The organism is Burkholderia cepacia complex sp. TUM26381 (assembly GCF_057439935.1).
The window spans coordinates 948,741-971,531 of the sequence record NZ_CM172007.1 but is presented as its reverse complement, the minus strand read 5'-3'; the positions used below and the strand labels follow the sequence as shown (position 1 = coordinate 971,531).

At 67.5% G+C, this 22,791-nt stretch carries 25 protein-coding genes; 12 read left to right on the top strand and 13 right to left on the bottom strand.

Features of this window, described 5'->3' with window-relative positions; all coding sequences use genetic code 11:
- Nucleotides 1–10: 10 nt before the first annotated feature.
- Nucleotides 11–379: a VOC family protein gene (locus ACWMMN_RS21150; protein WP_059239687.1), complete on the top strand. Its 369-nt coding sequence runs from the start codon at nt 11–13 to the stop codon at nt 377–379.
- Nucleotides 380–436: 57 nt separating this feature from the next.
- On the opposite strand, the gene ACWMMN_RS21145 is transcribed toward ACWMMN_RS21150, so the two are convergent.
- Entirely contained in the window at nt 437–1,324 is an 888-nt protein-coding gene (locus ACWMMN_RS21145) for a DMT family transporter (RefSeq protein ID WP_059239686.1), read from the bottom strand.
- 126 nt (nt 1,325–1,450) lie between these two features.
- On the opposite strand from ACWMMN_RS21145, the gene ACWMMN_RS21140 reads away from it, so the two are divergent.
- Nucleotides 1,451–2,911, top strand: a complete 1,461-nt coding sequence (locus tag ACWMMN_RS21140; protein ID WP_486423911.1) for an aminotransferase-like domain-containing protein — start codon at nt 1,451–1,453, stop codon at nt 2,909–2,911.
- 48 nt (nt 2,912–2,959) lie between these two features.
- Here ACWMMN_RS21140 and ACWMMN_RS21135 read toward each other — a convergent pair whose 3' ends face one another.
- The gene (locus ACWMMN_RS21135; RefSeq protein ID WP_486423910.1) at nt 2,960–4,393 is read right to left on the bottom strand and encodes a nicotinate phosphoribosyltransferase; all 1,434 of its coding nucleotides are present in this window, start codon (nt 4,391–4,393) and stop codon (nt 2,960–2,962) included.
- A gap of 73 nt (nt 4,394–4,466) precedes the next feature.
- Entirely contained in the window at nt 4,467–5,507 is a 1,041-nt protein-coding gene (locus ACWMMN_RS21130; protein WP_486423909.1) for a bifunctional nicotinamide-nucleotide adenylyltransferase/Nudix hydroxylase, read from the bottom strand.
- Between the two features lie 191 nt (nt 5,508–5,698).
- On the opposite strand from ACWMMN_RS21130, the gene ACWMMN_RS21125 reads away from it, so the two are divergent.
- From ACWMMN_RS21125 to ACWMMN_RS21115, 3 genes are all read left to right on the top strand, one after another.
- A complete protein-coding gene (locus ACWMMN_RS21125; protein ID WP_059239678.1) occupies nt 5,699–6,151 on the top strand; it encodes a type II toxin-antitoxin system RatA family toxin in 453 nt (150 codons plus the stop codon).
- Nucleotides 6,152–6,299: 148 nt separating this feature from the next.
- On the top strand, nt 6,300–7,187 hold the full coding sequence (locus ACWMMN_RS21120; protein WP_059239676.1) for a DUF4261 domain-containing protein: 888 nt from the start codon (nt 6,300–6,302) through the stop codon (nt 7,185–7,187).
- Nucleotides 7,188–7,293: 106 nt separating this feature from the next.
- Nucleotides 7,294–8,082, top strand: coding sequence for a lysozyme inhibitor LprI family protein (locus ACWMMN_RS21115; RefSeq protein WP_196486617.1), 789 nt, complete (start codon nt 7,294–7,296; stop codon nt 8,080–8,082).
- Between the two features lie 31 nt (nt 8,083–8,113).
- Here the strand turns inward: ACWMMN_RS21115 and ACWMMN_RS21110 are convergent, their stop codons facing one another.
- From ACWMMN_RS21110 to ACWMMN_RS21080, 7 genes are all read right to left on the bottom strand, one after another.
- Nucleotides 8,114–8,521, bottom strand: coding sequence for a RidA family protein (locus tag ACWMMN_RS21110; RefSeq protein ID WP_059239672.1), 408 nt, complete (start codon nt 8,519–8,521; stop codon nt 8,114–8,116).
- Nucleotides 8,522–8,688: 167 nt separating this feature from the next.
- On the bottom strand, nt 8,689–9,057 hold the full coding sequence (locus tag ACWMMN_RS21105; protein WP_226196245.1) for a hypothetical protein: 369 nt from the start codon (nt 9,055–9,057) through the stop codon (nt 8,689–8,691).
- A 44-nt stretch (nt 9,058–9,101) separates the two neighbouring features.
- A complete protein-coding gene (gene speD, locus ACWMMN_RS21100; RefSeq protein ID WP_256086100.1) occupies nt 9,102–9,485 on the bottom strand; it encodes an adenosylmethionine decarboxylase in 384 nt (127 codons plus the stop codon).
- Entirely contained in the window at nt 9,482–9,631 is a 150-nt protein-coding gene (locus ACWMMN_RS21095) for a hypothetical protein (protein ID WP_155291822.1), read from the bottom strand. Before ACWMMN_RS21095 ends, speD begins: the two co-directional genes overlap by 4 nt.
- Entirely contained in the window at nt 9,628–11,145 is a 1,518-nt protein-coding gene (locus ACWMMN_RS21090; protein ID WP_256086099.1) for a DUF4178 domain-containing protein, read from the bottom strand. The genes ACWMMN_RS21095 and ACWMMN_RS21090 overlap by 4 nt, the downstream gene beginning before the upstream one ends.
- Nucleotides 11,146–11,154: 9 nt before the next feature.
- Nucleotides 11,155–12,195 (bottom strand): SPFH domain-containing protein, encoded by a 1,041-nt coding sequence (locus ACWMMN_RS21085; RefSeq protein ID WP_059239665.1) that lies wholly within the window; start codon nt 12,193–12,195, stop codon nt 11,155–11,157.
- A 27-nt stretch (nt 12,196–12,222) separates the two neighbouring features.
- Nucleotides 12,223–12,609 carry a DUF350 domain-containing protein gene (locus ACWMMN_RS21080; protein WP_059239663.1) on the bottom strand — a complete coding sequence of 129 codons (387 nt, stop codon included), beginning with the start codon at nt 12,607–12,609 and terminating at the stop codon, nt 12,223–12,225.
- A 136-nt stretch (nt 12,610–12,745) separates the two neighbouring features.
- Between ACWMMN_RS21080 and ACWMMN_RS21075 the strand changes: the two genes are divergently transcribed.
- From ACWMMN_RS21075 to ACWMMN_RS21050, 6 genes are all read left to right on the top strand, one after another.
- Entirely contained in the window at nt 12,746–14,260 is a 1,515-nt protein-coding gene (locus ACWMMN_RS21075; RefSeq protein WP_059239661.1) for a polyamine aminopropyltransferase, read from the top strand.
- Nucleotides 14,260–15,879, top strand: coding sequence for an NAD(P)-binding protein (locus tag ACWMMN_RS21070; protein ID WP_486423908.1), 1,620 nt, complete (start codon nt 14,260–14,262; stop codon nt 15,877–15,879). Before ACWMMN_RS21075 ends, ACWMMN_RS21070 begins: the two co-directional genes overlap by 1 nt.
- Before the next feature lie 148 nt (nt 15,880–16,027).
- Nucleotides 16,028–16,792 (top strand): N-acetylmuramoyl-L-alanine amidase family protein, encoded by a 765-nt coding sequence (locus ACWMMN_RS21065; RefSeq protein ID WP_486423907.1) that lies wholly within the window; start codon nt 16,028–16,030, stop codon nt 16,790–16,792.
- A 54-nt stretch (nt 16,793–16,846) separates the two neighbouring features.
- The gene (locus tag ACWMMN_RS21060; RefSeq protein ID WP_174994439.1) at nt 16,847–17,236 is read left to right on the top strand and encodes a lysozyme inhibitor LprI family protein; all 390 of its coding nucleotides are present in this window, start codon (nt 16,847–16,849) and stop codon (nt 17,234–17,236) included.
- A 62-nt stretch (nt 17,237–17,298) separates the two neighbouring features.
- On the top strand, nt 17,299–17,877 hold the full coding sequence (locus ACWMMN_RS21055; protein ID WP_486423906.1) for a hypothetical protein: 579 nt from the start codon (nt 17,299–17,301) through the stop codon (nt 17,875–17,877).
- Nucleotides 17,878–17,926: 49 nt separating this feature from the next.
- Complete coding sequence (locus tag ACWMMN_RS21050) at nt 17,927–18,457, top strand: GNAT family N-acetyltransferase (RefSeq protein ID WP_486423905.1); 531 nt, start codon at nt 17,927–17,929, stop codon at nt 18,455–18,457.
- On the opposite strand, the gene ACWMMN_RS21045 is transcribed toward ACWMMN_RS21050, so the two are convergent.
- Complete coding sequence (locus ACWMMN_RS21045) at nt 18,446–19,381, bottom strand: LysR family transcriptional regulator (RefSeq protein ID WP_340625733.1); 936 nt, start codon at nt 19,379–19,381, stop codon at nt 18,446–18,448. The genes ACWMMN_RS21050 and ACWMMN_RS21045 overlap by 12 nt on opposite strands.
- Before the next feature lie 139 nt (nt 19,382–19,520).
- Between ACWMMN_RS21045 and ACWMMN_RS21040 the strand changes: the two genes are divergently transcribed.
- Nucleotides 19,521–20,699 carry an FAD-dependent monooxygenase gene (locus ACWMMN_RS21040; protein WP_059239647.1) on the top strand — a complete coding sequence of 393 codons (1,179 nt, stop codon included), beginning with the start codon at nt 19,521–19,523 and terminating at the stop codon, nt 20,697–20,699.
- A gap of 23 nt (nt 20,700–20,722) precedes the next feature.
- On the opposite strand, the gene ACWMMN_RS21035 is transcribed toward ACWMMN_RS21040, so the two are convergent.
- A complete protein-coding gene (locus ACWMMN_RS21035) occupies nt 20,723–22,069 on the bottom strand; it encodes a glutamine synthetase family protein (protein ID WP_059239646.1) in 1,347 nt (448 codons plus the stop codon).
- Nucleotides 22,070–22,221: 152 nt separating this feature from the next.
- A complete protein-coding gene (locus ACWMMN_RS21030; protein ID WP_059239644.1) occupies nt 22,222–22,779 on the bottom strand; it encodes a helix-turn-helix domain-containing protein in 558 nt (185 codons plus the stop codon).
- Between the last annotated feature and the right edge of the window lie 12 nt (nt 22,780–22,791).

The window sequence follows — 22,791 nt, the reverse complement described above, 5'->3', positions numbered from 1 at the left end:
ACGGCTCCGCATGACTTCCCCGAATCTCGTTCTGCTGTATGTCGACGACCCGACACGCAGCGCGCAGTTCTACGAGCGCCTGCTCGGGCGCCCGCCCGTCGCCGCGTTTCCGGCCTACGCCGCCTTCACGTTCGACAACGGGCTGCATCTGGGCCTGTGGTCGACCGGCGCACGCGATTTCGTATCGGGTGGCACCGGCCATCGTTCCGAGCTGGCGTTCATGGTTGACGACGAGCGCGAAGTCGAACGCCTGTACGAAGCGTGGAAGGCGCTCGGCGTGCCGTTCGAACAGCCGCCGATGACGGCCGTGTTCGGATTGACGTTCGTCGCGCTCGATCCGGACGGCCACCGGTTGCGCGTGTGCATGCCGGACAAGTAGACGAACGCGGGCAGACCGTCCACCGGTCGCGCCCGCGCCTGCGTTCCGGCTCGCCCGTCACCCCGCGCGCTGCACGGGCGCCATCTTCGAGAAATACTTCGCGCCCGCCACGCAACCGACCACGACGACCGTCACGACGACCATCGACGGCGGCACCGTCTCGTGCAGCAGGCCGGCCGCCAGCAGGAAGCCAAAGAACGGCTGCAGCAGCTGCAGCTGGCCGACGCCGGCGATCCCGCCGAGCGCAAGCCCGCGATACCAGAACACGAAGCCGATCAGCATGCTGAACAGCGACACGTACGCAAGCCCCCACAACGCGGCGGCGTCGACGCCGTCGAACGACGCGGGCCACGTGAGCCACGTGAGCGGCGCCATCAGCGGCAGCGACAGCACGAGCGCCCACGAGATCACCTGCCAGCCCCCGAGCTGGCGCGACAGGCGCGCGCCTTCCGCGTAGCCGAGCCCGCACGCGACGATCGCCGCCAGCATCAGCGCATCGCCGACCACCGATGCCTGCCCGCCGTTGCGCAGCGCAAACGCGGCCACCGCACCGCTGCCGACGATCGAAAAGATCCAGAACGGCAGCCGCGGCCGTTCGCCGCCGCGCCACACGCCGAACAATGCGGTCGCGAGCGGCAGCAGCCCGACGAACACGATCGCATGCGCGGACGTCACGTGCTTCAGCGCCAGCGCCGTCAGCAACGGAAAGCCGACCACGACGCCGAGCGCGACGATGGCCAGCGACACGGCCTCGGCCCGCGTCGGCCGCCGCTGCTTCAGCACGACGAGCAGCAGCAGGCCGAGCACACCGGCGATCGTCGCGCGCGCAAAGGTGAGGAACAGCGGATCGAGCCCCTGCACCGCGACACGCGTCGCGGGCAGCGAGCCACTGAAGATGATCACGCCCAGCAGGCCGCTGAGCCATCCGTCGGTCGTTTTCTGCACGGTAAATCCTGAACGGGAAAGGTGGATGACCGATGATCCGCCGCCCGCAAAAAGCGCGTAAGCTACAGCCCAATACAATTCGGACAAACTGTACTGGACAACCGGCCGTACAGTTCATTCTTCGCCATGAGCCAAACCGTCCCGCCTCCCGTTCCGCCCGCCGTGTCGCGCACGCGCGTCGAAACCGTGATGGACACCCTGCGCGCGCGCATCGCGAGCCGCGCGCTGATGCCCGGCGCACGCGTGCCGTCGATCCGGATGATGGCCGACAGTCTGCGCGTGTCGAAATCGACGGTCGTCGACGCTTACGAACGGCTCGCGAGCGAAGGCGTGCTGGTCGCGCGGCGCGGCTCGGGTTTTTACGTGTCGGGCCACGCGCCGCCGCTCGCGCTCGCCGATCTCGGCCCGCGCCTCGATCGTGAACTCGATCCGCTGTGGCTGTCGCGCCAGTCGCTCGAGGCGGCCCCCACGTCGGTGAAGCCCGGCTGCGGCTGGCTGCCGCCGTCGTGGCTGCCGGACGAGAGCCTGCGCCGCGCGCTGCGCGCCGTGTCGCGCGACGATGCCGACGCGCTGACCGACTACGCGACGCCGCTCGGCCTGCCCGCGCTGCGCCAGCAGCTCGCGTGGCGGCTCGCGCAGCACGGCGTGCACGCGGAACCCGCGCAGATCATGCTGACCGACGGCGGCACGCATGCGCTCGACCTCGTGTGCCGCCTGCTGCTGGAACCGGGCGACACGGTCGTACTCGACGATCCGTGCTACTTCAACTTCCAGGCACTGCTGCGTGCACACCGCGCGCGGATCGTCAGCGTTCCGTATACGCCGGACGGTCCCGATCTCGCGCGCTTCGAGCAGGTGCTCGTCGAACACCGCCCGCGCCTGTACATCACCAACTCAGCGCTGCACAACCCGACCGGCGCGACGCTTGCGCCTCCCGTCGCGCACCGGCTGCTGACGCTCGCCGCCGAGCACGGACTGCTGATCGTCGAGGACGACATCTTCGCGGATTTCGAGAGCACGCCCGCGCCGCGCCTCGCGGCGTTCGACGGGCTGTCGCGCGTCGTGTCGATCGGCAGCTTCTCGAAGACGCTGTCGGCCGCGATCCGCTGCGGCTTCGTCGCCGCACGCCCGGAATGGATCGACGCGCTCGTCGACCTGAAGCTCGCGACGTCGTTCGGCAATGCGCAGATCGGTGCGAACGTCGTGCACCGGCTGCTGATCGACGGCACGTACCGTCGCCATCTCGACAGCCTGCGCGCGCGTCTCGCGGATGCGATGGGCGAAACGATCCGACGCCTCACGCGGGCCGGGCTGGGGATCTGGACGGAGCCGCGCGGCGGCCTGTTCGTGTGGGCGGAATTGCCCGGCGGGCTCGATGCCGCGCGTGTCGCACGACATGCGCTGGATCACGACGTCGTGCTGGCGCCCGGCAACGTGTTCAGTCCGTCGCACGGCGCAACGTCGTACATGCGCTTCAACGTGTCGCGCTGCAAGGGGCCCGCCGTGTTCGATGCGCTCGCGCGGGCGATGGATGCGGTGCGGGCGGCCGATCGCAGCGGCGTGCCCGTGGAGGCGAACGGCTCGTAACTGCGCGAAGCGAACGGCGGGGGACGCGCGATGCCTCCCCCGCCCGCGTCACACCTCGCCTGCGTGCGCCCGCGCCCGCACGTCGGCAAATGTCGTATCGACGAGCAGGCGCCCCGTATCGAACACCGTTTCGAGCGCCTCGTCCCATTCGCCTTCCAGCGCGCGGTCGTCCCATGCCAACGGCAGCGTCACGGTCCGATACTCGCCGGTGCGGCGATTGCGCAGCAACGTCAGCCGCCCCTTCTTCGAGCGCTTGCCCTGATCGGTGACCGGATCCTTGCGGACGTCGTGCCACACGCCGCCGCGCCGGATCGCCGAACACTTCATCGCGAAGCGCTGCGTGTCGCGGTTCACCTGCTGCAACAACGCGCCGCCCATGCCGAATACGAGGTTGCCGGCCGCATAGCCCGCCTCGTCGAGTGCGGTGAGAATCGCTTCGATCGACTGTTCGTCGACACCGTCGCCCTGGATCACGCGCACGCGGTTCAGCACGCGCCGCCCCTTGCCGTTCAAGGTCGAGCCGAACGACGCGTCGAGCGCACGCACGGTCTGCAGCACGATCGTCACGGGGTCGCCCGAATCGGGACGCACGACGAGCGTCGCCCCCGAATCGATCACGGCCTGCCGAAGCTCGCCGCCCCACAGATCGAGTGCGGCGAACAGATCATAGGAGTCCGACACGACCGACACGATCGCACCGGGCAAGCCGAAACGGTTGATCATGTTCCGGTACGCATCGGCCTCGCCGTCGCGCCCCCACGACGTGATCGTGCTGTGCTCGGCCGCCGGCACCGAGTACGCGGCCATCGGCTCGCGATAGTAACGGTTCGCGGCCAGCACGCCGAGCACCGTGTCCGAGCCCATGAAATTCACAAGGTGCGCGGCGCCGCCGATCGCGGCCGATTCCGCGCTCGACACGCCGCGCGCGCCGAAATCGTGCAGCTTGAACGGCAGTTGCGCGAGATCGTCGTCGGTCTTTTCGAGGAAGCGACGGATCGTCTGCCGCAGGTGCCAGCTGCGGGTCGCGACCGTCACCGGGTACCAGACGCGCAGCAGCATCGTCTCGAGATACGACGCGAGCCAGAACACCTGCGGATCGTCGCATTCGACGGTCATCAGCACGTTGTGCACCGGCACGACCGAGCCCTCGGCCACCGCACGGATCGTCACCGGCAGGTAGCCGTCGTAGCGCTCGACGATATGGCGCCACCCGGCTTCGTTGAACGGCACGCCGTGCACCGTGAAGAAATCGCGCGCGTCGTCGATCATTGCGTGCGTGACCGGCTTGCACAGATATTCCTTCAGCAGCATCTGCAGGCCGAAGAACACCGTGCGGTCGTAGCGGCCGCCGCGCGATTCGACGTACGAGAACATCGCCGACGCGTCGGGCGGATACTGCAGGAAATGGGAAGCCTTGTACGAATCCGTGTTGAGGATCGGATTGGCGAGAACCGCGGCAAAGCCGCCGGGATCGTTTTGCATGGCTAGAGCTCCTCTAGGCCGGTGAAGTGCCGCCGCGTCTGTCGCGGCGGACGGAATGCGGGGAATCAGCGGATCACAGCTTCCCCAGGAAGTGATACGCGATGTCGAAGTGATCCTCGAACATCACGTTGCGCATCTGCGCGAATTCGTTGAGCGGCACCCAGCGCGCCTTGTCGGCGTCGTCGCTGCCCTTCACGCGCGGCAGCTCGCCGGTCGGGAAGTTGAACAGGCACGCGTGCGTGATCGTGCGGCCGCGCAGCGAGCGGGTTGGGTGATCGAACACCTGACGATCCTTGATCGAGCCGCGCAGCACGGGCTCCGGCAGCTTGAGGCCGGTTTCCTCGCGCAGCTCGCGGATGCAGGCCGCGTCGAGCCGCTCGTCCTGGTTCACGAACCCGCCCGGCAGTGCCCACAGGCCGCGGCCCGGCTCGCTGCGGCGACGCACGAGCAGGATATGGCCCGAGTGCACGACCACCGCGTCGACCGTCACGAACGTGACCGGATACGGTGCGGCCGCCCACGCCTTGCGATACGCGGCGATGAATTCGGCTTCCGACTTCAGTTGCGCGAATTCCGGCTGTGTGCGGAAACGCTCGAGCCAGCTGAACACGGGTTCCGGCACGGCCCACTGGACGAAGCTGTTGGTGCGTTCGGCGAAATACTGGTCGCGGATCTCGGTGGCGGAAATGTCTTCCGTCGCATCGACGTCGACGAGCTCCCATTGCGGGAACATCCGCAGGTAATACGACGTGGCGTCCTTCTCGTGGCCGATCAATCCGACCTTGCGCTGCGCGATATCGCCGAGCGTGGACGCGACGGCCTCCTGCACCCAGCGCACCCAGTCGCCGTCGTTGTACGTCGAATCCTGCAACGGCGCGATCGTCACGCGGTCGCGCTCGGACGCGTCGAACAGCGAAGCCAGCATCTGGCGGCGCTCGTCGAACGAGAACGGATCCTTGACGGTGCGGGGCTTGTCGGTCGACCCGATCAGCACGCACACGCGCTCGGTCCGGCTCAGTGCCGACTTCAGCACGCTCAGGTGACCACGATGCGGAGGCTGGAAACGACCAATGAAAACGAGCGCGTCGAAGCGCCGGTTCTGTTGCGTACTCATGAGGCTCCCTCAAGAGATTGAAACGCTCCGGGTCTGTCCCGAAGGGTTGGAATGAATCCTAGGGGAAATCCCGAGGTGCGTCAATCGAGCGCATTCGAGCGCACGCTCGACTTGACGAAGTCTGACGAAACGCAAGGTATTGGCGGGTTACACTCGATTTCATCCCAATCCGCGCCCTGGCGCCCGCCATCATGAGGATCTCAGTCAGCCGGACCGTCGGCGTCGATCGCAGACGCCTCTTCACGTGGTCGCAGGATTACGCGCGGCGGCTCGTGTGGGACAGCTTCCTCACCGACGCCTATCTGCTCGACGGAACGACGGCCAACGTGGGCGTCGACGCGTTCTGCCGCAGCCAGTCGGGCGCGACGATGGTGTCGCGCTACATCTCCTACCGCCCGCCGCAGGTTGCCGCCGTCGAGATGGTCGAAGGGCCGAAGGTGCTCGAACGCTTCAGCGGCAGCTGGAACTTCACCGAGCACACGCCCGGGTCGACCGAGGTGAAGTTCACGTACCACTTCCGCGCTCAGCCGTCCTGGCTGCGCTGGCTGCTCGAACCGCTGATCGGCGCGTTCTATCTCGTGCAGACGCGCCGGCGTCTCGATTCGTTCAAGCGCTGGGCCGAGGCCGAAGCGCTGCCGCGCTGACCCGCGCTCGCCGCCGGCCACGCCGTCGGATATTTGCCAGATTCGCCGAACCCGGGGAAACTACGGGCCACCGTCATCCCGACGGCCCGCCCTGACCGAGAGAACAGGGCACGCCTGCCTGTAACGGCATCGACACAAAGATAATCCGATGAGCCTGATATCCCGATTCTTTGGCCGCAAAGAAGAACCCGAAAACCCCGTCGCGCTGGTCGCGGCACCCGACGTCGAGCACCCGCTGAGCGTCGCGGTCGTCTTCGACGGCCCGCTGCAGGTCGATATCGCCGCGCTGACCGCCGCGCTGCGCGCGTACCACCCGAGCATGAAGCAGGCGCGCGTCGAAACCGAGCCGACGCTGGAGCAGGTATTCGGGCTCGCCGGCTGGGGCAACCACGTCGTCCGGCTGGTCGGCTTCGATGCGCCCTATCCGTCCGACGCGCTGGAAGCGTGCGTCGCGCCCGCCCACTACGGGCAGGACCTGAAGCAGCAGGTGCGCGCGAACCGCAGCCACGTGATCCTTTACTACGCCGGGCACGACGCGAATCCGCTCGACCAGTATGTCGCGCTGGCGGCCGTCGCCGGCGCGCTGGCCGAACAGAACGGCCTCGCGGTGCTGAACGAGCACGCGCACACGTCGTTGCCGGCCGGCGTATTCAACGCGAAGGAACTCGGCGAAGAAAGCCTCGAAGTGCTGCGCGACATCCCGTTGAACCTGTTCTTCTGCGGCTTCGTGAAGTACGAAGTCGAAGGCGTCGACGGCGTGTGGATGCGCACATACGGCGCCGACGTGTTCGGCCTGCCCGATTTCGCCGCGCTCGCGGCAGGCCATCACGAAGGCGAACGCTATTCGGGCATCTTCAACAACGTGATGCACTACCTGCTGGAAAGCGGTGCGCGGATGCATGCGGGCGAAACGATGCAGATCGGCTCGGAAACGTACATGAAGCTGCGCGAACCGCTCGAGCACGAGTATTACCTGCAGGGGCCCGCGCAGGTGCTCGTGGCCGAACTGATCTCGGCGGACGAAATCAATCGCTGAAACGCATGTTGATGCGTGGCGCGGGATCGAAGACGGCTCTCGAACCGCGCGGCATCGCATGGCGGCGGCGTGACAGCCGCCGACCCAACCCGATGAGGAGATGTCCGTGTTCGGCATTCGCGTTGCGCTCACGCTGGCCGCGATCGGCCTCTCGTTGTCGGCCCATGCCGACAGCATCGACTGCTCCCGCGCCAAGACACGCACCGATCGCCTGATTTGCAGCGACAAGGCGCTCGTCTCGGCCGACAGCATGCTGTCGAACGCGTACTACGATGCGATCGGCATCGCCGCCGACCAGCAGGCGTTGATCCGGTCGCAACGCGCGTGGCTCGCACAACGCGATGCGTGCGCCGATGCCGCGTGCATCGCCACCGCGTACCGCGACCGCACCGCCGCGCTGAAGCAGGTGAAACACGCGGGCTGGAAAACCTATCGCGATCCGGCGCTCGGCATCTCGTTCGAATACCTCGCGAACCGGCAGGTGAAAAAGCCCTGCCCCGAAGGCGGCGGCGACCATTGCGTCGCGATCGTCGGCCGCAACATGACCTACAGCAGCAGTTTCATCTCGTTCGAGATCGTCGACGGCGCGCTGGAGCCGGTCGCGGAGAAGGAAGCAGGCTTCGTGAAGCAGGACGACGGCAAGTGGGTGACGTCGTACGGCCCCGGCATCCCGCAGGCAGTCGAACGCTTCTCCGGCCCCGGCTGGCGCGGCATGCGCGCGACGATCACGTGCGGCATCAGCGATCCGGAAACCGGCTTCCACGCGGCCGGCGGCGAATGCTACTGGGCCGTGCTGAGCGACGGCAAACGCTCGGCCGTCGCGGGGACGCAGGGCATCGTCGGCACCGACGACGCGACGCTGCACAGCGTGTCGACGTTCCGGTTCGACCGCTAGCGGGCGCGGCCACCCGCGCGGCGGCGAATACTCATGCCGCCGGCGCGTCCCGCCTGATCGCCACGCACTTGATTTCCACGAGCAGGCCGGGATGCGCGAGTTCGGCTACGCCGATCGCGGTCCACGCGCAGGTCCCGCGCGGAAACACCCGGTTCTTTACGTCGCGGAACACGGCCATGTGCCGGCTCAACCCGACGTGGTACGTCGTCATGTCGACGACGTCGTCGAACGTGCAGCCGGCCGCCTCCAGCACCGTGCGCAGGTTGTCCCAGCAGGCGAGAAACTGCGCCTCGGGATCGGCAATCACATCGAGATCCGGCGTGCGCCCGACCTGTCCCGCACAGTAGACGGTCGCACCGACCCGCACGGCCGGCGCATACCCCGCACGCTCGACGACGCGCTGCATCGTCGGCGGAACAATCACTTCACGATCGATCATTGACACGCTCCCTGGCGCTCGTACACGGCTTTGCCGCACGCTCGTCGGCGCGGACGACACGCCCGCCGCCGATGACGAACGCACGCGCAATGGCTTGCCCGCCGACGCGCCCGGAATGGTAGCAGCGCGCTTTCCGGCCCGATCTGCGGCATCTGGACGCCCACGCGCTAGCGTATGCCGGACGCCCCCCTTGAAGATGCTTCCGCGCCCGGCTCGCGACGCAACGTCACTTCCAGACCGGTCAGCCATCCTGACGATTTCAGGATCGGGCGCGCGATCGCATACAGCCGGTCGGCGCTGGCGCCATAGAAGTACAGATAGCCGTCGTTGCCGTCGCGATGCAGTTCGGTCTCGCCGAGCTCGCCCGCGCCGACCTGCCGCACGGCGCGATCCAGCCGCTGCTCCAGCGCATGAAGCCGCGCCTTGTCCCGCTCGTTGTAGTCGAAATGGACCATCACGACTGGCCCCGGCGGCTTTGGCGGCGACTCCGCGATAACGTTGCCAACGAAGCACGCCAAGCCGATCGATGCGGCCATTCTGGTTCTTTTACGCATGCCGGTCACGGTTGTGCAACGCCCTTTCAGGTCAACGCCCCGCCACGCGCGACCTGCTGCCGGACTTGTGCGTGCGTGCCGAGCGCCGCGGCGATCGCATCGACCGCTTCGGCTGCGCGCGCCGCGCCGCACATGAACGCGTCTACGGCCGCGAAGCGATGCTCGGGCCACGTATGGATCGTGATGTGCGATTCGGCCAGCAGCACGACCCCCGTCACGCCATGCTCGCCGCCGAAGTGATGGAAATGCGCGCCGATCACGCGCGCGCCGGCCCGTTGCGCGGCGCCGGTGAGGATCGCTTCGAGCCGCGCGGCGTCGCGCAGCAGCGCCGCATCGATGCCGGTCAGGTCGGCCAGCACGTGCGAGCCGAGCGTCGCGCATGGCGGCTCGATCCCGTCCCGCGCGGTCATTTGTGCGACCCGTACGACGAGTAGCCGCTGCGGGCCGACGAACTGCCCCAGCCGCTGCCGCCCGAGCCGCTGCCGCCGATCGATGCGCAGCTGAACAGCGTGACGACGATCAGGCCGTAGATGCCGTAGAGGATGTACCGGATCACGACTTGCCCCCGTCCGACGCAAACCCCTTCCACAGCCATTCGGGCAGCCACAGCACCAGCAGGCCGACCAGCACGTAGACGGTGCGGCCGCTGAACGAGAACAGCGAACCCATGTTGAAGATCACGAGCAACGCGCTGAACACCCACGGCAGCGGCGCGAAACTGTGCGGGCCTTTCGCGCCGAACAGGCCCGTGGACGCAGCGGCCCCCGTGGCGGCCGCTGCAGCAGCCGTCGCGAGCGCCGGCGTAGCGAAACGTTCGGCGAGCGCGCTGCCCGACAGCGGCCGGGCACGCGACCAGACGATCTCCGCGTCGCTGCGCTCGCGCGTCAGCTTGTCCTTCTGCCAGCCATAGTCGATGATCGACGTGCGATCGCCCACCTGCACGCGCCAGTTGAACGCACCGACCACGTAGACGACCTCCGAGTCGTATTCCTCGCGCAGGCGGTAGGTCTTGCCGCCGTCGGTCACGTCGGACTCGCTGCCGATCGTCGGCCATTGGTCGAGCACCTGCACGCGCTCCCAGCGCCCTTCGCTCTGCACGAGCCACAGAAAGCCGCGCTTCGGGTTCAGCAGCAGGTATTCGTCCCAGGTCTCGTCATCGCCCGGCACGCGACAACGCATCATGCCGATCACCGTGTATTTCACGCCGTCGAACGTGCCGATCGCACCGAGTTCCAGCGCGCCCTTCACCGAGTCGAGCTTGCGCTGCGCCACGAACACGGTCTGCTGCTCGGCCGTGCACTGCACGCCCGCGTGGCAGCTTCCGCACACGACGTAGTCGGCCACGTTCGGCAGATACGACAGCGACGCGCCGCAACTCGGGCACGCGAACGGCACCATCTCCGCGCCGCGCTTCTCGCGTGTGTCGTTCTCCGTATCGCGCAACCCGGTGAACGCGAGCGCATCGAACTCCAGCGCTTCGCCCGTGTAGACGGCCGGGCTGCCGCCGTTCGCGTCGGCGTCGGAATAGTCGTAGGTCGCGAATGCGTTGCCGGTACGCAGGTCGACGACGCGCGCCTCCCAGCCCGCATCGACGCGGAACGGCAGCTCGCCGTCGCCGCCCGTGCACCGCGCGGTGCGTACGTCTGAAACCAGATACGCGCGGCCGCCGTGGTCGATCCGCATGCCCGGTTCGAGCGTGCCGAACCCGGGCCACGCGCCGCCGGACGCGTCGTCGGGCTCGCGCACCGTGACCGCGTACTGGCCCGACGCATCCGACAGCCAGCCGAACGCGCCGTCGTCGAACACGACATACCACTCGCTCCACGCGCCGGCGTCGTAGGTCATCTGGATGCGGCCGAGCACCGTGAACGCACGCTTGCCGTAGCGACCGGCCGTACCGATCTGGATCGGCGACGCATCGTCGAGCACGCTGGCCAGCTCGCCGATCCGCTCGACGTCGGCGCCGCGCTTGAGCAGCGTGCTGCGGCAGAACGCGCAGACGGCCATCACGGCCGCCGCCGAGCGAAACTCGACCGGCGCGCCGCACTGGGGGCACGAGGTACTGAACATGCGCGATGCTTACCGGGTGAGCTTCGCGAGGATCTCGGCCTTCGCGCGCGAATATTCGTCTTCGGTCACGAGGCCCTTGTCGAACAGCGCCTTCAGCTGCTCGAGCCGCTGCACGTAATCGGTGCCCTCCGCCGGCGCTGCGGCCACCGGCGCCGCAGCGGGTGCGGGCGGGGCGGCCGGCGCCGGTTGCGCGGCGCCCGCGATCTGGCCGGCCATCGCCTGCCCGATCGCCGCACCGGCAGCGAGGCCCGCGCCGACCCCGGCGATGCCGCCCGGGTTCTGCGCGGCGAGCGGAATCGCCTGCGCGGTCTGGTACTGCGTGGCACGCGCGAGATCGCCGGCCATCCCCGCGCCGATCCGCAGGTCGAGCGCCTTCTGCAGCTCGGCCGGCAGCGACACGCTCTCGACCGCGAACGCGTCGAGCGCGAGCCCGTAGCGCGTGAATACCGGCACCAGCGCCTCGGCCACGCGCTGCGACAGCAGCGACTGGTTCGCGGCCATGTCGACGAACGGCACGTCGGCCGAACCGAACGTCGTGCTCATCGCGGTGACGACCAGGTTGCGCAGCTGCTGTTCCAGATCGTCGACCGTGTACTGCGCACGCGTGCCGCTGACCTCGCGGTGGAACGCGGCCGCGTCGACGATCCGGTACGAGTAGATGCCGAACGCGCGCAACTGCACGAAGCCGAATTCGCGGTCGCGGATCGTCACCGGCTGCGCGGTGCCCCAGCGCCGGCCGAGCTGCAGCCGCGTGCTGAAGAAGTAGACGTCCGACTTGAAAGGCGATTGAAAGAGTTTGTCCCAGTTCTTCAGGTACGTGAGCACCGGCAGCGTATTCGTTTCCAGCGTGTACAGCCCCGGCTGGAATACGTCGGCGACCTTGCCTTCATTGACGAAGATCGCGGCCTGCGTTTCGCGCACGGTCAGCTTGCCGCCGTACTGGATCTCCTGGTCTTCCATCGGATAGCGCCAGGCCAGCACGCCGTCGGTGTCTTCCGTCCATTGCAGGACGTCGATGAACTGCTTGCGGATGAATGAACCCAGACTCATGTCGGTCTCCTCGAAACGCGTGGCGCGTCAGGTCAGGCAGGCGGCATTGATGATGCCGACGACGAGCGACGCAGTGCCCATCAGGCCGCCCATCGCAACGTTGCGATCCTCGATCGCATGATTCATGCCGGGCATCAGGCGCGTCAGCGCCGCATAGGTGATCAGCTGGACGATCATCGCGCCAACGGCCCAGATCACGACTTCACCGAGCGTCGAGTTGTGCGCGATGCTGGACGCGAGCGTCAGGCAGAAACCGATCAGCGCGCCGCCGAACGACAGCGTCGCGGCGGCGTTGCCGTCGCGGATCAGCGCCAGTTCGTCGAACGGGGTGACCTTCAGGTACACTGCCGCGAACACAAGAAGCAGCACGAACGCCGACAGTAAATGAACCGCATAGAGATAGGCACTATTCATTCTTTCCCTCGGATTTTGTGCTCGGTTCGCCGCCCCGTCGCCGGCCGGCCTATGCGGGGCCCGCAGACGGATGGCCGCCCCACAAAAATCCGCGCCAGTATATCCACATTGCCGAACACTGCACAACGGATGCGCCATGCTGCATAGGCGTGCGCTCGTCCTGTCGATCCTCGTGCTCGCGTCGTGCGGGCTCGGCTACGAACTGATCAGCAGCGCGCTGTCGAGCTACCTGCTCGGCGATTCGATCCTGCAATTCTCGTCGGTGATCGGCAGCTACCTGTTCGCGATGGGGATCGGCTCGTGGCTCGCGAAGTTCGTCGAGGACGACGACGTGCTCGATCGCTTCGTCGATATCGAGCTGCTCGTCGGCCTGCTCGGCGGTGTGTCGGCCGCGCTGCTGTTCGCGGTGTTCGCGTGGCTCGCCGCGCCGTTCCGCGCGGCGCTCTACGCGCTCGTGCTCGCGCTCGGCCTGCTGATCGGGATGGAGATCCCGCTCGTGATGCGCGCGTTCCAGCAACGGCGCCAGGCATTCCGCCATACCGTCAGCGAAGTGCTGACCTTCGACTATCTCGGCTCGCTCGCCGTGTCGCTGATCTTCCCGCTCGTGCTCGCGCCGCGTCTCGGCCTGCTGCGCACGAGCTTCCTGTTCGGCCTCCTGAACGCGTTCGTCGCGCTGTGGACGACACACCTGTTCCGCGACGAGATCCGCAACGTGCGCGGCAAGCTGATGCGCGCGTCGCTCGTGATCGGGCTCCTGATCGCCGGGTTCGCGCTGTCGGATCGCATCACGCACTGGGCCGAACACGGCGTGTATGGCGACGAGACGATCTATTCGGAAACGACGCCGTACCAGCGCATCGTGCTCACGCAGTGGCACGACGACATGCGGCTGTACCTGAACGGCAACCTGCAGTTCTCGTCGCGCGACGAGCATCGTTATCACGAGGCGCTGATCCATCCGACGATCGAAGCGCTGCCGTGGGCGAAGCGCGTGCTCGTGCTCGGCGGCGGCGACGGGCTCGCCGTGCGCGAACTGCTCAAGCACCGCAACCTCGAACAGATCACGCTCGTCGATCTCGATCCCGCGATGACGAAGCTGTTCTCGACCTCCGCACCCCTCGTCAAGCTGAACCAGGGCTCGCTGAAGGACCCGCGCGTGCACGTGATCAACGACGACGCGGTGCGCTGGCTCGAATCGAATGCCGACGTGTACGACGCGATCGTCGTCGACTTCCCCGATCCGACCAACTTCGGGCTCGGCCGCCTGTATTCGGTGCCGGTGTTCCGCCTGCTTGCACGCCACCTGTCGGAGAACGGCTATGCGGTGATCCAGTCGACGTCGCCGTATTTCGCTCCGCACGCATACTGGACCATCATCGCGACGCTGCACGAAGCCGGGCTCAACACGTGGCCGTACCACTGCTACGTGCCGTCGTTCGGCGACTGGGGGTTCGTGATCGCCGGCAAGCGCCGCGACTTCACGGTGCCGACGCATTACGGGGTGCCGACTCGCTGGCTCGATGCGCAGACGGCCACCGAGATGTTCCACTTCCCGGCCGACATGCCGGCGCTGCCGATGTCGCCGAACGAACTCAACGACCAGCCGCTCGTGCGCCGCTTCGACGACGACTGGAAGCACGTGCTGCGCTGATGGACCGCCGCACGTTCCTCGTCGCGTCGGCGGCCGCGTCGCTCGCCGCATGCGGCCGCACCGGCTGGATCGAGACGACGCCGCGCGTCGGCTACCCCGGCATGCGCGAAGGCCACGCGTTGCGCGACCATGCGGCGCTGCCGGCGCCTTCCGGCACGATCGAAACCGATATCGCGATCCTCGGCGCCGGCGCGGCCGGACTGTCGTGCGCATGGCAGCTCGCGCGCGCCGGCCACCAGCGCTTCACGGTGCTTGCAGGGCCCGAATTCGGCGGCAATGCGGCCGGCGGGCGCTTCGGCGATCTGGGCTACCCGACAGGCGCGCACTACCTGCCGCTGCCGTCGCTCGAATCCGCCCATCTGCGCGACATGCTCGCCGATCTCGGCGTGATCGAATCCGCCCCGTTCTCCGCGCGCCCCGTCTACGACGAGCGCGCGCTCGTCCACGCGCCCGACGAACGGCTCTTCATCGGCGGGCAGTGGCAGGACGGCATCGTGCCGACCGCCGGCCTCGGCGCCGACGAACTCGCGCAGCAGGCGAAGTTCTTCGCGTACACGGACGGGCTGCGCACCGCGCGCGGCGCCGACGGTCGCAAGGTGTTCTGCATCCCGATCGCGGAATCGTCGCGCGACCCGCGCTGGCGCGCACTCGACCGGCGCTCGTTCCGCCAGTGGCTGCTCGACGAGGGCTACACCACGAAGGCGCTGCACTGGTACCTGAACTACTGCTGCCGCGACGATTACGGCGCGGGCTACGAGCATGTTTCGGCCTGGGCCGGCCTGCACTATTTCTCGTCGCGCGGCGGCCATGCCGGCGATGCGAGCGACGGCGCGGTGCTGACCTGGCCCGACGGGCTGCACACGATGGTGACCAGGCTGAGCGATTCGATCACCGCGCGCAGCGGCTCGAACGCGTGGTCGCGGGACGGCTTCGCGGTGCACGCAACCGAACGCGCGGGCAGCGTCGACGTGCTGTGTGCGCGCCTCGGCGACGACGGCACGCTGTCGACGTTCACGCTGAGAGCCCGTCGCGTCGTGAGCGCGATGCCGCTGTTCGTCGCGGCGCGCGTGTTTCCGCAGCTTGCCGCGTACGGCTTCGACCCCGCGCGCGACCTGCCGCCGCGCGCGCCGTGGCTCGTGTCCAACTTCCTGCTCGACGGGATGCCGCCCGAAGAAGCCGGCGTGCCGCTGGCGTGGGACAACGTCGTCTACGACGGCGCGGCGCTCGGCTACGTCGTGTCGACCCATCAGCTGATCCGGATGTCGCCGCCGACGCGCTCGGTGTTCTCTGCCTATCAGGCGCTGAGTACGCAAACGCCGGACGATACGCGCCGCTGGCTGGCGCAGGCGAAGCCCGACGCGTTGCGCGAACAGGCCGCGATCGACCTGCAGGCCGTCTACGGGCGCGCGCTGTGGAAACACGCGACGGCGCTCGAGATCACCGTGCGCGGCCATGCCATGGCGACGCCCGACGTCGGCTTCCTGAGCCGCCCGGGCCTGCTCGCGCTGCGCGACGCCGACGGCCCCGTCGTATTCGCGCACGCCGACCTGTCCGGGCTGTCGCTGTTCGAGGAAGCATCGTACTGGGGCATGCTGGCGGCCCGGCGCGTGCTGGCCTGAGCGCCGGCTTCCGGCCGGTGCCGGGGCGGCCGTTTCGTCATTGCGGCGCCACCGCCAACCGCTATAATCGCGCGACATTCCGACTGCATGGAGCAGGCCGACGGTGCCGCGCCGTTCGACGCGCCGTATGCCCTTCCCGACAACAACAATGACGAACCGAATCCTCCGACGCCTTCGCCCGCTCGCGCGCGCCGCCGCGCGCGTGCTCGCATGCGCCCCGCTGCTCGGCGCGCCGCTGGCGCTGCATGCGGCCGGCACGGCCGGCACCACCGGCTCCGAGCCCACCTCCGGGCGCTACATCGTCGTCGATACCGGCCATACGCCGGCGCATCCCGGTTCTACGGGCGCAAGCGGTCGCGTCGAATACCTGTACAACCTCGACCTGTCCGGCGCCGTCGCCGACAAGCTCGCCGCGCACGGCGACCGCGTGCTGCGCACGTCGGCCGACGGCCGCGAGATCAAGCTCGACCAGCGTTCGACGCAGGCGCCCGACGCAAACCTGTTCGTGTCGATCCATCACGACTCGATGCAGCAGCAGTTCATCGACGCGGGCCGGCAGCGCGAATTCCGCGGCTTCTCGGTGTTCGTGTCGGAACGCAATCCGCACTATGCGGAAAGCCTGCATTGCGCGAAGGCGATCGCCGAGCGGCTCGTCGCGGCCGGCGAACGGCCATCGCTGTATCACGCGCAGCCGATCCGCGGCGAAAACCGCCCGCTGATCGATCCGCAACTCGGCATCCACCGCTTCGACGATCTCGTCGTGCTGCGCACCGCGCCGATTCCGGCCGTGCTCGTCGAGGCCGGCGTGATCGTCAATCCGGACGAAGAAGCACGGCTCGCGCGGCGCGAGACGATCCAGCGCCTGTCCACCGCGATCGCGGGCGGGATCGATGCGTGCACGGCACCGCAGTAAATGACGACATCACCCGTCGGGCTCAACGGTTTTCACCCAGTCAGGAGCATCACAATGAAAAAGAAGACGCTGTTCGCATCCTGTGCGCTGCTTGCGCTCGCCGTTCCGTTCGCCGCACAGGCGGCCGGCTGCGGCAAGCCCCGTAGCGCGTTCGACCAGGTGTACTGCACCAGCACGCAATTCTCGCAGTCCGACCGCGATCTCAACGACGAATACGGCCGCCTGCGCAAGCAACTGAGCGGCGACCAGCAGGCGACGCTGAAGGCCGGCCAGCTCGCGTGGCTGAAGCAGCGCGACGCGCAGTGCAGCGAGACGCGCAACAACAGCTACCTCGTGGATATCCAGTGCGCGAACGACATGACGCAGTCGCGGCTGTCGTTCCTGCGCGAACGTGAGCGCGAATGCTCGAGCACGGGGTGCGTGACGTCGAAGCTCGGCGAGTAAGCTCGTCGCGCATGCGGTGCCGCGCGGCGTCGAGCGGCACCGCCCCCTCGAAAGGAGCGGCGATGCGGCATGAATTCTCTGAAGTCCTCAACGACCTGATCGACTGTTTCCTCGTCGGCGATCTTCTGCTGCTGAAGCGCTACCAGGAAACACATCGGCTGTCGGACAACGTCGCGGCCGAATTCACGACCGGCGACCGCGGCGACAACGCCGTGCTCGACGGCATCGTCATTCCGCTGGCCGGTATCGAGAATCATCCGTACACGATCATCTTCACGCTGGACGACGGGACACCCGAGCTGCTGAAGGCCGGCAGCCGGCTGCAGCACCGGCGTGGCGGTTATGTGCTGCGCGTCGAGCATCGTTCGGCGATGCTTTACACGTGGCGCATTCTCGAACGCTTCACCGACGAAACGGTGAACGCGCTGCTTGCGCGTTATCGCGAACCGGGCAGGCCTGTCGTCGAACTCGACAACGGCTGGTACGACGTCGAAGTCCTCGGCGGCGAGGTGCCGCGCAACGGCTGGTTCGAGCCCGCGTTCGAATTCGTGCTGAAGAAGGCCGATGCGCGTGGCGACGCGTCGAAAGTGGATCTCGGCTACAGTTTCGCCATCGACAGCAGTCTCGATCCGGCGGAATGAACCCGCGCGCAGCACCGCGGCGCATGGCACACGATCAGGCGAGGTACGCATGGCACCGAACACGACGACGATCGACATCCGCGCCGCCACATCCGTCGACGCACCGGCCATCGCCGATATTCACGTTGCGTCGTGGCAAGCGACCTACACGGACATCATGCCGGCGCCGTTCCTCGCCGGCCTGTCGGTCGAAAAGCGCACGGCCGCGTGGCGCTATGCGCTCGGCGCCGGACGGCCACGGGTCGCGCTTGCGATCACGAACGACGTGCCAGCCGGCTGGATCGCCTACGGTCCGACGCGCGACACCGACAAGGATCGCGGCTGGGCCGAAATCGAAGCGATCTACCTGCATCCGTCGTATTGTGGACAAGGCATCGGCGCGGCGCTGGTCGATCATGCGTGCCGGTCGCTGCATGATGCCGGCCATGCCTGGGTGTCGCTGTGGGTACTGCTCAAGAACCGCCGGGCCAGGGCATTCTACGAACGCGAAGGCTTCGTCGCCGAAGACGACATCAAGACGTTCGAGATCGGCGGGACGCCGATCGAGGAAGTGCGCTACTGGCGCGCACTACCGAAGTGACCGCGACGACGGCATCGCTTCCTCCACCGCCAGCCGCTCCTGCATCATCTGCAGCAACTCGCGAATCTTCGCGTTGACCGAATTCCGGCTCGCATAAGCGGCGTGCAGCTCCAGCGGCGCAGGCGTCATCTCCAGCGGCACGCGCACCAGTTGCCCCTCCGCCAGCGCCGCCGCGCACGCGCGCTCGACGAGAATCGCGAAGCCGATCCCGTTCACCGCAGCCAGACCGGCCATCTCGCCGCTGTTGACGCGATACCGGCTCGCAACCGGAATCTTGTGAATCCGCCCGTCGCGGTCGGCGAACTGCCACGGCTGCCCTTTCAGCGTGCTCAAGGTCGTGATGCACGGCAGTTGCCGAAGCTGTTCCGTCCGGGTCGGCAATCCCGTGCGTTCGACGAGCGATGGCGCGGCCACGACGACACTCGGCAAACGCACGAGCGGCCTGACGACGAACGCACTGTCGTCCAGCTTCCCGCGATTGACGATGATCGACAGGTCGATATCGTCGCGCAGCGTCGACACGCCCGCGAGGCTCGTATCGCAGTCGATTTCGACGCGCGGGTGGCGGCTCGCGAATTCCGCGACGATCGGCCCGAGCATGCGGGGCCCGATTTCACCCGGTACGCAGAGCTTCAGCACGCCGCGCAGCTCCGTCTGCTGCGACGTCAGTTCGAATTCGGCCTGCGTCAGCGCATCGAGCATCGGCCGTGCGCGCTCGTGCAGCAAACGCCCGGCCTCCGTCATGCGCAGGTGTCGCGTGCTGCGCTCCAGCAGACGCGCGCCGAGCCTCGACTCCAGCTGCGCGACGTGGCGGCTGACGTTGGAACCCGGCATCGCCAGCACGCGCGCGGCGCCGGCGAAGCTGCCTTCGTCGACGACCGACACGAATACACGCACCGCATTCAGATCCAGCTTGCTACGCATCATTAGCCCATTTCAGGTATCAAAGTTCGCCGTTTTTCACGGCTTATCCCGCCACAGACCATAATTTACGATGCTCATCCCGTCAATGCGACGCCCCCGCGGCCACGCGAACGCTCGCACGACACAAGGAAGGAGCGTCATGAACATTGCAATCCTGGGCGCCGGCGTGGCCGGCATGAGCACTGCACTCGCGCTCGCCGGGCGTGGTCACGAGATCAGGCTGTATGAACGCATGCCATCGGAATCGACGATGGGCGCGGGCGTGGTGCTGTGGCCGAATGCCGGCTTCGTCCTCTCGCAGCTCGGCCTGCTGCCGGACATCGTCGAGGCAGGCGGCCGCATGAACGCGATGCAGCGCATCGACCGGCACGGCAACCCGCTCAAGGTCACCGATATCCGCGCACTCGATCGCCGCATGGGTTTCCCGACCTATTCGATCCTGCGGCGCGATCTCCAGGCCGTGCTGGCACGGCACCTCGCGGCGCGCGGCATCGACGTCCACTTCGGCCACGGCGCAACGTCCATCGACGCCGGGACGGACGGCCGCGCTGTCGTTCGCTTCGACAATGGAACGACGATCGCCCCCGATCTCGTCATCGGCGCGGACGGCCGCATGAACTCCGTCGCGCGGCGTCATGTGATCGGCGACAACACGCCCGTCTATCAGGGATTCGTCAACTGGATCGGCATCGCGCAAAGCGATGCGCCGCTCGTCGACGAGGTGTCGATATCCGACTACTGGGGCACGCGCGAGCGGTTCGGCATCGTCGCGGTGGACCGGCATCGCCTGTACTGGGCAGCGGCATGGCCCGAAGCCGGTCCGGACGATGCAACGGAAAGCGATCCGGGCGCGATGCTGGAACGGCGCTTCCGGGCGTGGCCGGCGACCATCGCGAACGTGCTACGCGCGACGTCGGCGGACACGATCGCGAAGATCCGCGTGCACGATCTCGACCCCGTCGACGTGTGGCACCGCGGCAATGTTCTGCTGATCGGCGACGCCGCGCACGCGTCGCTACCGACCTCCGGACAAGGCGCATGCCAGGCGCTCGAGGATGCGTGGCATCTGGCCCGGTGTCTCGACGAATACGGTGCAGGCAACGGCGGCGGCCTCGATGCCGCGCTCACATCGTTCACGATGCGGCGCAGCCCGAAAACCGCGGCGATCATCGCGCGTGCGCGTGATTTCGCGCACCTGTTATTCAGCGAGGACGTGAACGAAAGCGCGCGACAACAGATCGATCCGGTCGCCGAAATCGAAGCCCTGACGAGCGCCTGGGGCGCGCACCTGCCGATGACGCAGGCGCGCGGACGATAAGGCCCGCGAGGAGCCGCATCCGGTCACAAAAACCACCGGTACTCCCGCGCCCCGATCTCGTTGCGAAAATCCAGCTCCTCCTGGCGCTTGTTCTCGCAATAGACCATCACGAACTCGCTGCCGAGCCCTTCGCGCACGGCCGGGTGATCCTGCATCGCGGCAACCGACGACAGCATCTCCTTCGGGAAATCGATGCCGCTGCCGCGATCCTCGTTGAGCGGCGCAATCGGTTCGATCTTCGCATCGAGCCCATGCTCCATTCCCGACAGGATCGCCGCGAGCACCAGATACGGGTTCGCATCCGCGCTCGCGAGACGGTGCTCGATCCGCAGGTTGCGTGCATCCGACTCCGGAATCCGGATGCACGCATCGCGATCCTCGAAGCCCCAGCTCGCACGGCTCGCCGCGTTCACCATCGATCCGTAGCGCCGGAACGCATTGTGGTTCGGCGCGAACACCGGCATGCAGTGCGGCAACAGCGCGAGACACCCGGCCACCGCGTGCCGCAGCGGCCGCTGGCCGTCCGCGGCGAGCAGGTTGCGCCCCGCGTCGTCGTACAGGCTCACGTGCACGTGCATCCCGCTGCCCGGCGCATGCAGGTACGGCTTGCCCATGAAGCTCGCGCGATAGCCGTGTTGCAACGCGACGCCGCGCGTGCTGCGGCAGAACAGCGCCGACCAGTCGGCCGCGCGCAGCGCGTCGTCGGTGTGCCCGAAATTGATCTCGAACTGGCCGGGCCCGAGCTCGGCCGTAATCACCGTCGCATCGACGCCCTGCTCGCACGCGGCTTCGACCATCTCGTGCAGCACGTCGGAGAAGCGTGACAGGCGCTCGATATGCATGTTGGGCTGATCGTCGCGGTCGTCGCTCAGGCGGTCGCGCGGATACTGCGGCATCCCGTCCGCGAGCTGTGCGGCGAACAGGTAGAACTCGAGCTCGAACGCGACGACCGGCCGGATGCCGCGCGCCGCAAACCGCCGCAACACGCGCGCGAGCACCTCGCGCGGCTCGAACTCGATCGGTGCATCGGTGCCGTCGGAGCTGATCAGCATCTGCGCAAGCGGCTGCCGCTCCCAGCGCACGGGCTTCAGCGTACCGGGAATCAGGCGGCGCGGTGCATCGGGATCGCCGTCGTTGAAGCAGTAATCGCCGATCTTGTAGAGGCCGCCTTGCGTGCCGAGCAGCACGCAGTTCTGCGGCAGCTTCAACAGCGAACCCGACGCGACCTTCTCGAGTGCGTCGATCGGATAGCGCTTGCCGTAGAAATGCCCGGGCAGGTCGAGGCAGATCAGGTCGACATAACGGATCTCGGGGTGTGCCTGCCGGAATGCGCGGACTTCACTGACCAGCGCGGGAACGACGTCAGCCATGTCTCATCCTTTCCATGTCTTGTATGACGGTGCCGCAGCGCGGCGAACCGGATTCATGCGGCATGCCGAACGACGCATGCCGCATGTCAATCAGTACTGCGAACAGGCTGCAGGGCGCGCCGGCATGCAGCACCGACCGCCCCGCCGACAACTCAGGTGAATACCCAGATCACGCGCGTCGGCGCATCGGTCAGGTTGGCGTAACGGAAGCGCTTGTGCGCGGGAAGCTGGAACGCATCGTTCGGGCCGAGCGTGACGGGCGTGTCGTCATCGTCGATCCAGATCGTCAGCGCGCCTTCCAGCACGAAGCCGCCCTGCTCGTCGCTGTCGTCGACCGGCCGCTCGCCGCTGCTCGCGCCCGGCGCCAGATGGCTTTCGAGAATCGAGAAGCGCGAGCGCATGTTCGGCGACACGAGGATGTCGGTGATGCCGGCCGCGTAATACACGGTGCGCCGCTCGTCGGGCCGCGTGACCCACGGCACGCTGCGCGGCTTGCTCAGGCTGTAGAAATACGTGGTCGGCACGCCGAGTGCCTCGCCGATCGCGGTGAGATCCGCGACCGTCGGGCGCGACAGCCCGCGCTCGACCTGCGACAGAAAGCCGACCGAGCGGCCGATCCGTTCGGCGAGATCGTTGAGCGTGACCTTGCGATGCTTGCGCAGGTCGCGGATCAGGATCGCCAGACTTTCTATCTCTTCCTGTTCGTTCATGACGGGTTCCGG

Bases quoted from the DNA above. Each gene is read 5' to 3' on its own strand.
- ACWMMN_RS21110 (WP_059239672.1), bottom strand. From the start codon at position 8,521: ATGATCGATCGTGAAGTGATTGTTCCGCCGACGATGCAGCGCGTCGTC.
- ACWMMN_RS21035 (WP_059239646.1), bottom strand. From the start codon at position 22,069: ATGGCTGACGTCGTTCCCGCGCTGGTCAGTGAAGTCCGCGCATTCCGG.
- speD (WP_256086100.1), bottom strand. From the start codon at position 9,485: ATGACCGCGCGGGACGGGATCGAGCCGCCATGCGCGACGCTCGGCTCG.
- ACWMMN_RS21085 (WP_059239665.1), bottom strand. From the start codon at position 12,195: ATGAGTCTGGGTTCATTCATCCGCAAGCAGTTCATCGACGTCCTGCAA.
- ACWMMN_RS21125 (WP_059239678.1), top strand. From the start codon at position 5,699: ATGAGGATCTCAGTCAGCCGGACCGTCGGCGTCGATCGCAGACGCCTC.
- ACWMMN_RS21045 (WP_340625733.1), bottom strand. From the start codon at position 19,381: ATGCGTAGCAAGCTGGATCTGAATGCGGTGCGTGTATTCGTGTCGGTC.
- ACWMMN_RS21105 (WP_226196245.1), bottom strand. From the start codon at position 9,057: ATGGCCGCATCGATCGGCTTGGCGTGCTTCGTTGGCAACGTTATCGCG.
- ACWMMN_RS21090 (WP_256086099.1), bottom strand. From the start codon at position 11,145: ATGTTCAGTACCTCGTGCCCCCAGTGCGGCGCGCCGGTCGAGTTTCGC.
- ACWMMN_RS21030 (WP_059239644.1), bottom strand. From the start codon at position 22,779: ATGAACGAACAGGAAGAGATAGAAAGTCTGGCGATCCTGATCCGCGAC.
- ACWMMN_RS21150 (WP_059239687.1), top strand. From the start codon at position 11: ATGACTTCCCCGAATCTCGTTCTGCTGTATGTCGACGACCCGACACGC.
- ACWMMN_RS21140 (WP_486423911.1), top strand. From the start codon at position 1,451: ATGAGCCAAACCGTCCCGCCTCCCGTTCCGCCCGCCGTGTCGCGCACG.
- ACWMMN_RS21135 (WP_486423910.1), bottom strand. From the start codon at position 4,393: ATGCAAAACGATCCCGGCGGCTTTGCCGCGGTTCTCGCCAATCCGATC.
- ACWMMN_RS21120 (WP_059239676.1), top strand. From the start codon at position 6,300: ATGAGCCTGATATCCCGATTCTTTGGCCGCAAAGAAGAACCCGAAAAC.
- ACWMMN_RS21055 (WP_486423906.1), top strand. From the start codon at position 17,299: ATGCGGCATGAATTCTCTGAAGTCCTCAACGACCTGATCGACTGTTTC.
- ACWMMN_RS21065 (WP_486423907.1), top strand. From the start codon at position 16,028: ATGACGAACCGAATCCTCCGACGCCTTCGCCCGCTCGCGCGCGCCGCC.
- ACWMMN_RS21070 (WP_486423908.1), top strand. From the start codon at position 14,260: ATGGACCGCCGCACGTTCCTCGTCGCGTCGGCGGCCGCGTCGCTCGCC.
- ACWMMN_RS21080 (WP_059239663.1), bottom strand. From the start codon at position 12,609: ATGAATAGTGCCTATCTCTATGCGGTTCATTTACTGTCGGCGTTCGTG.
- ACWMMN_RS21130 (WP_486423909.1), bottom strand. From the start codon at position 5,507: ATGAGTACGCAACAGAACCGGCGCTTCGACGCGCTCGTTTTCATTGGT.
- ACWMMN_RS21040 (WP_059239647.1), top strand. From the start codon at position 19,521: ATGAACATTGCAATCCTGGGCGCCGGCGTGGCCGGCATGAGCACTGCA.
- ACWMMN_RS21060 (WP_174994439.1), top strand. From the start codon at position 16,847: ATGAAAAAGAAGACGCTGTTCGCATCCTGTGCGCTGCTTGCGCTCGCC.
- ACWMMN_RS21075 (WP_059239661.1), top strand. From the start codon at position 12,746: ATGCTGCATAGGCGTGCGCTCGTCCTGTCGATCCTCGTGCTCGCGTCG.
- ACWMMN_RS21050 (WP_486423905.1), top strand. From the start codon at position 17,927: ATGGCACCGAACACGACGACGATCGACATCCGCGCCGCCACATCCGTC.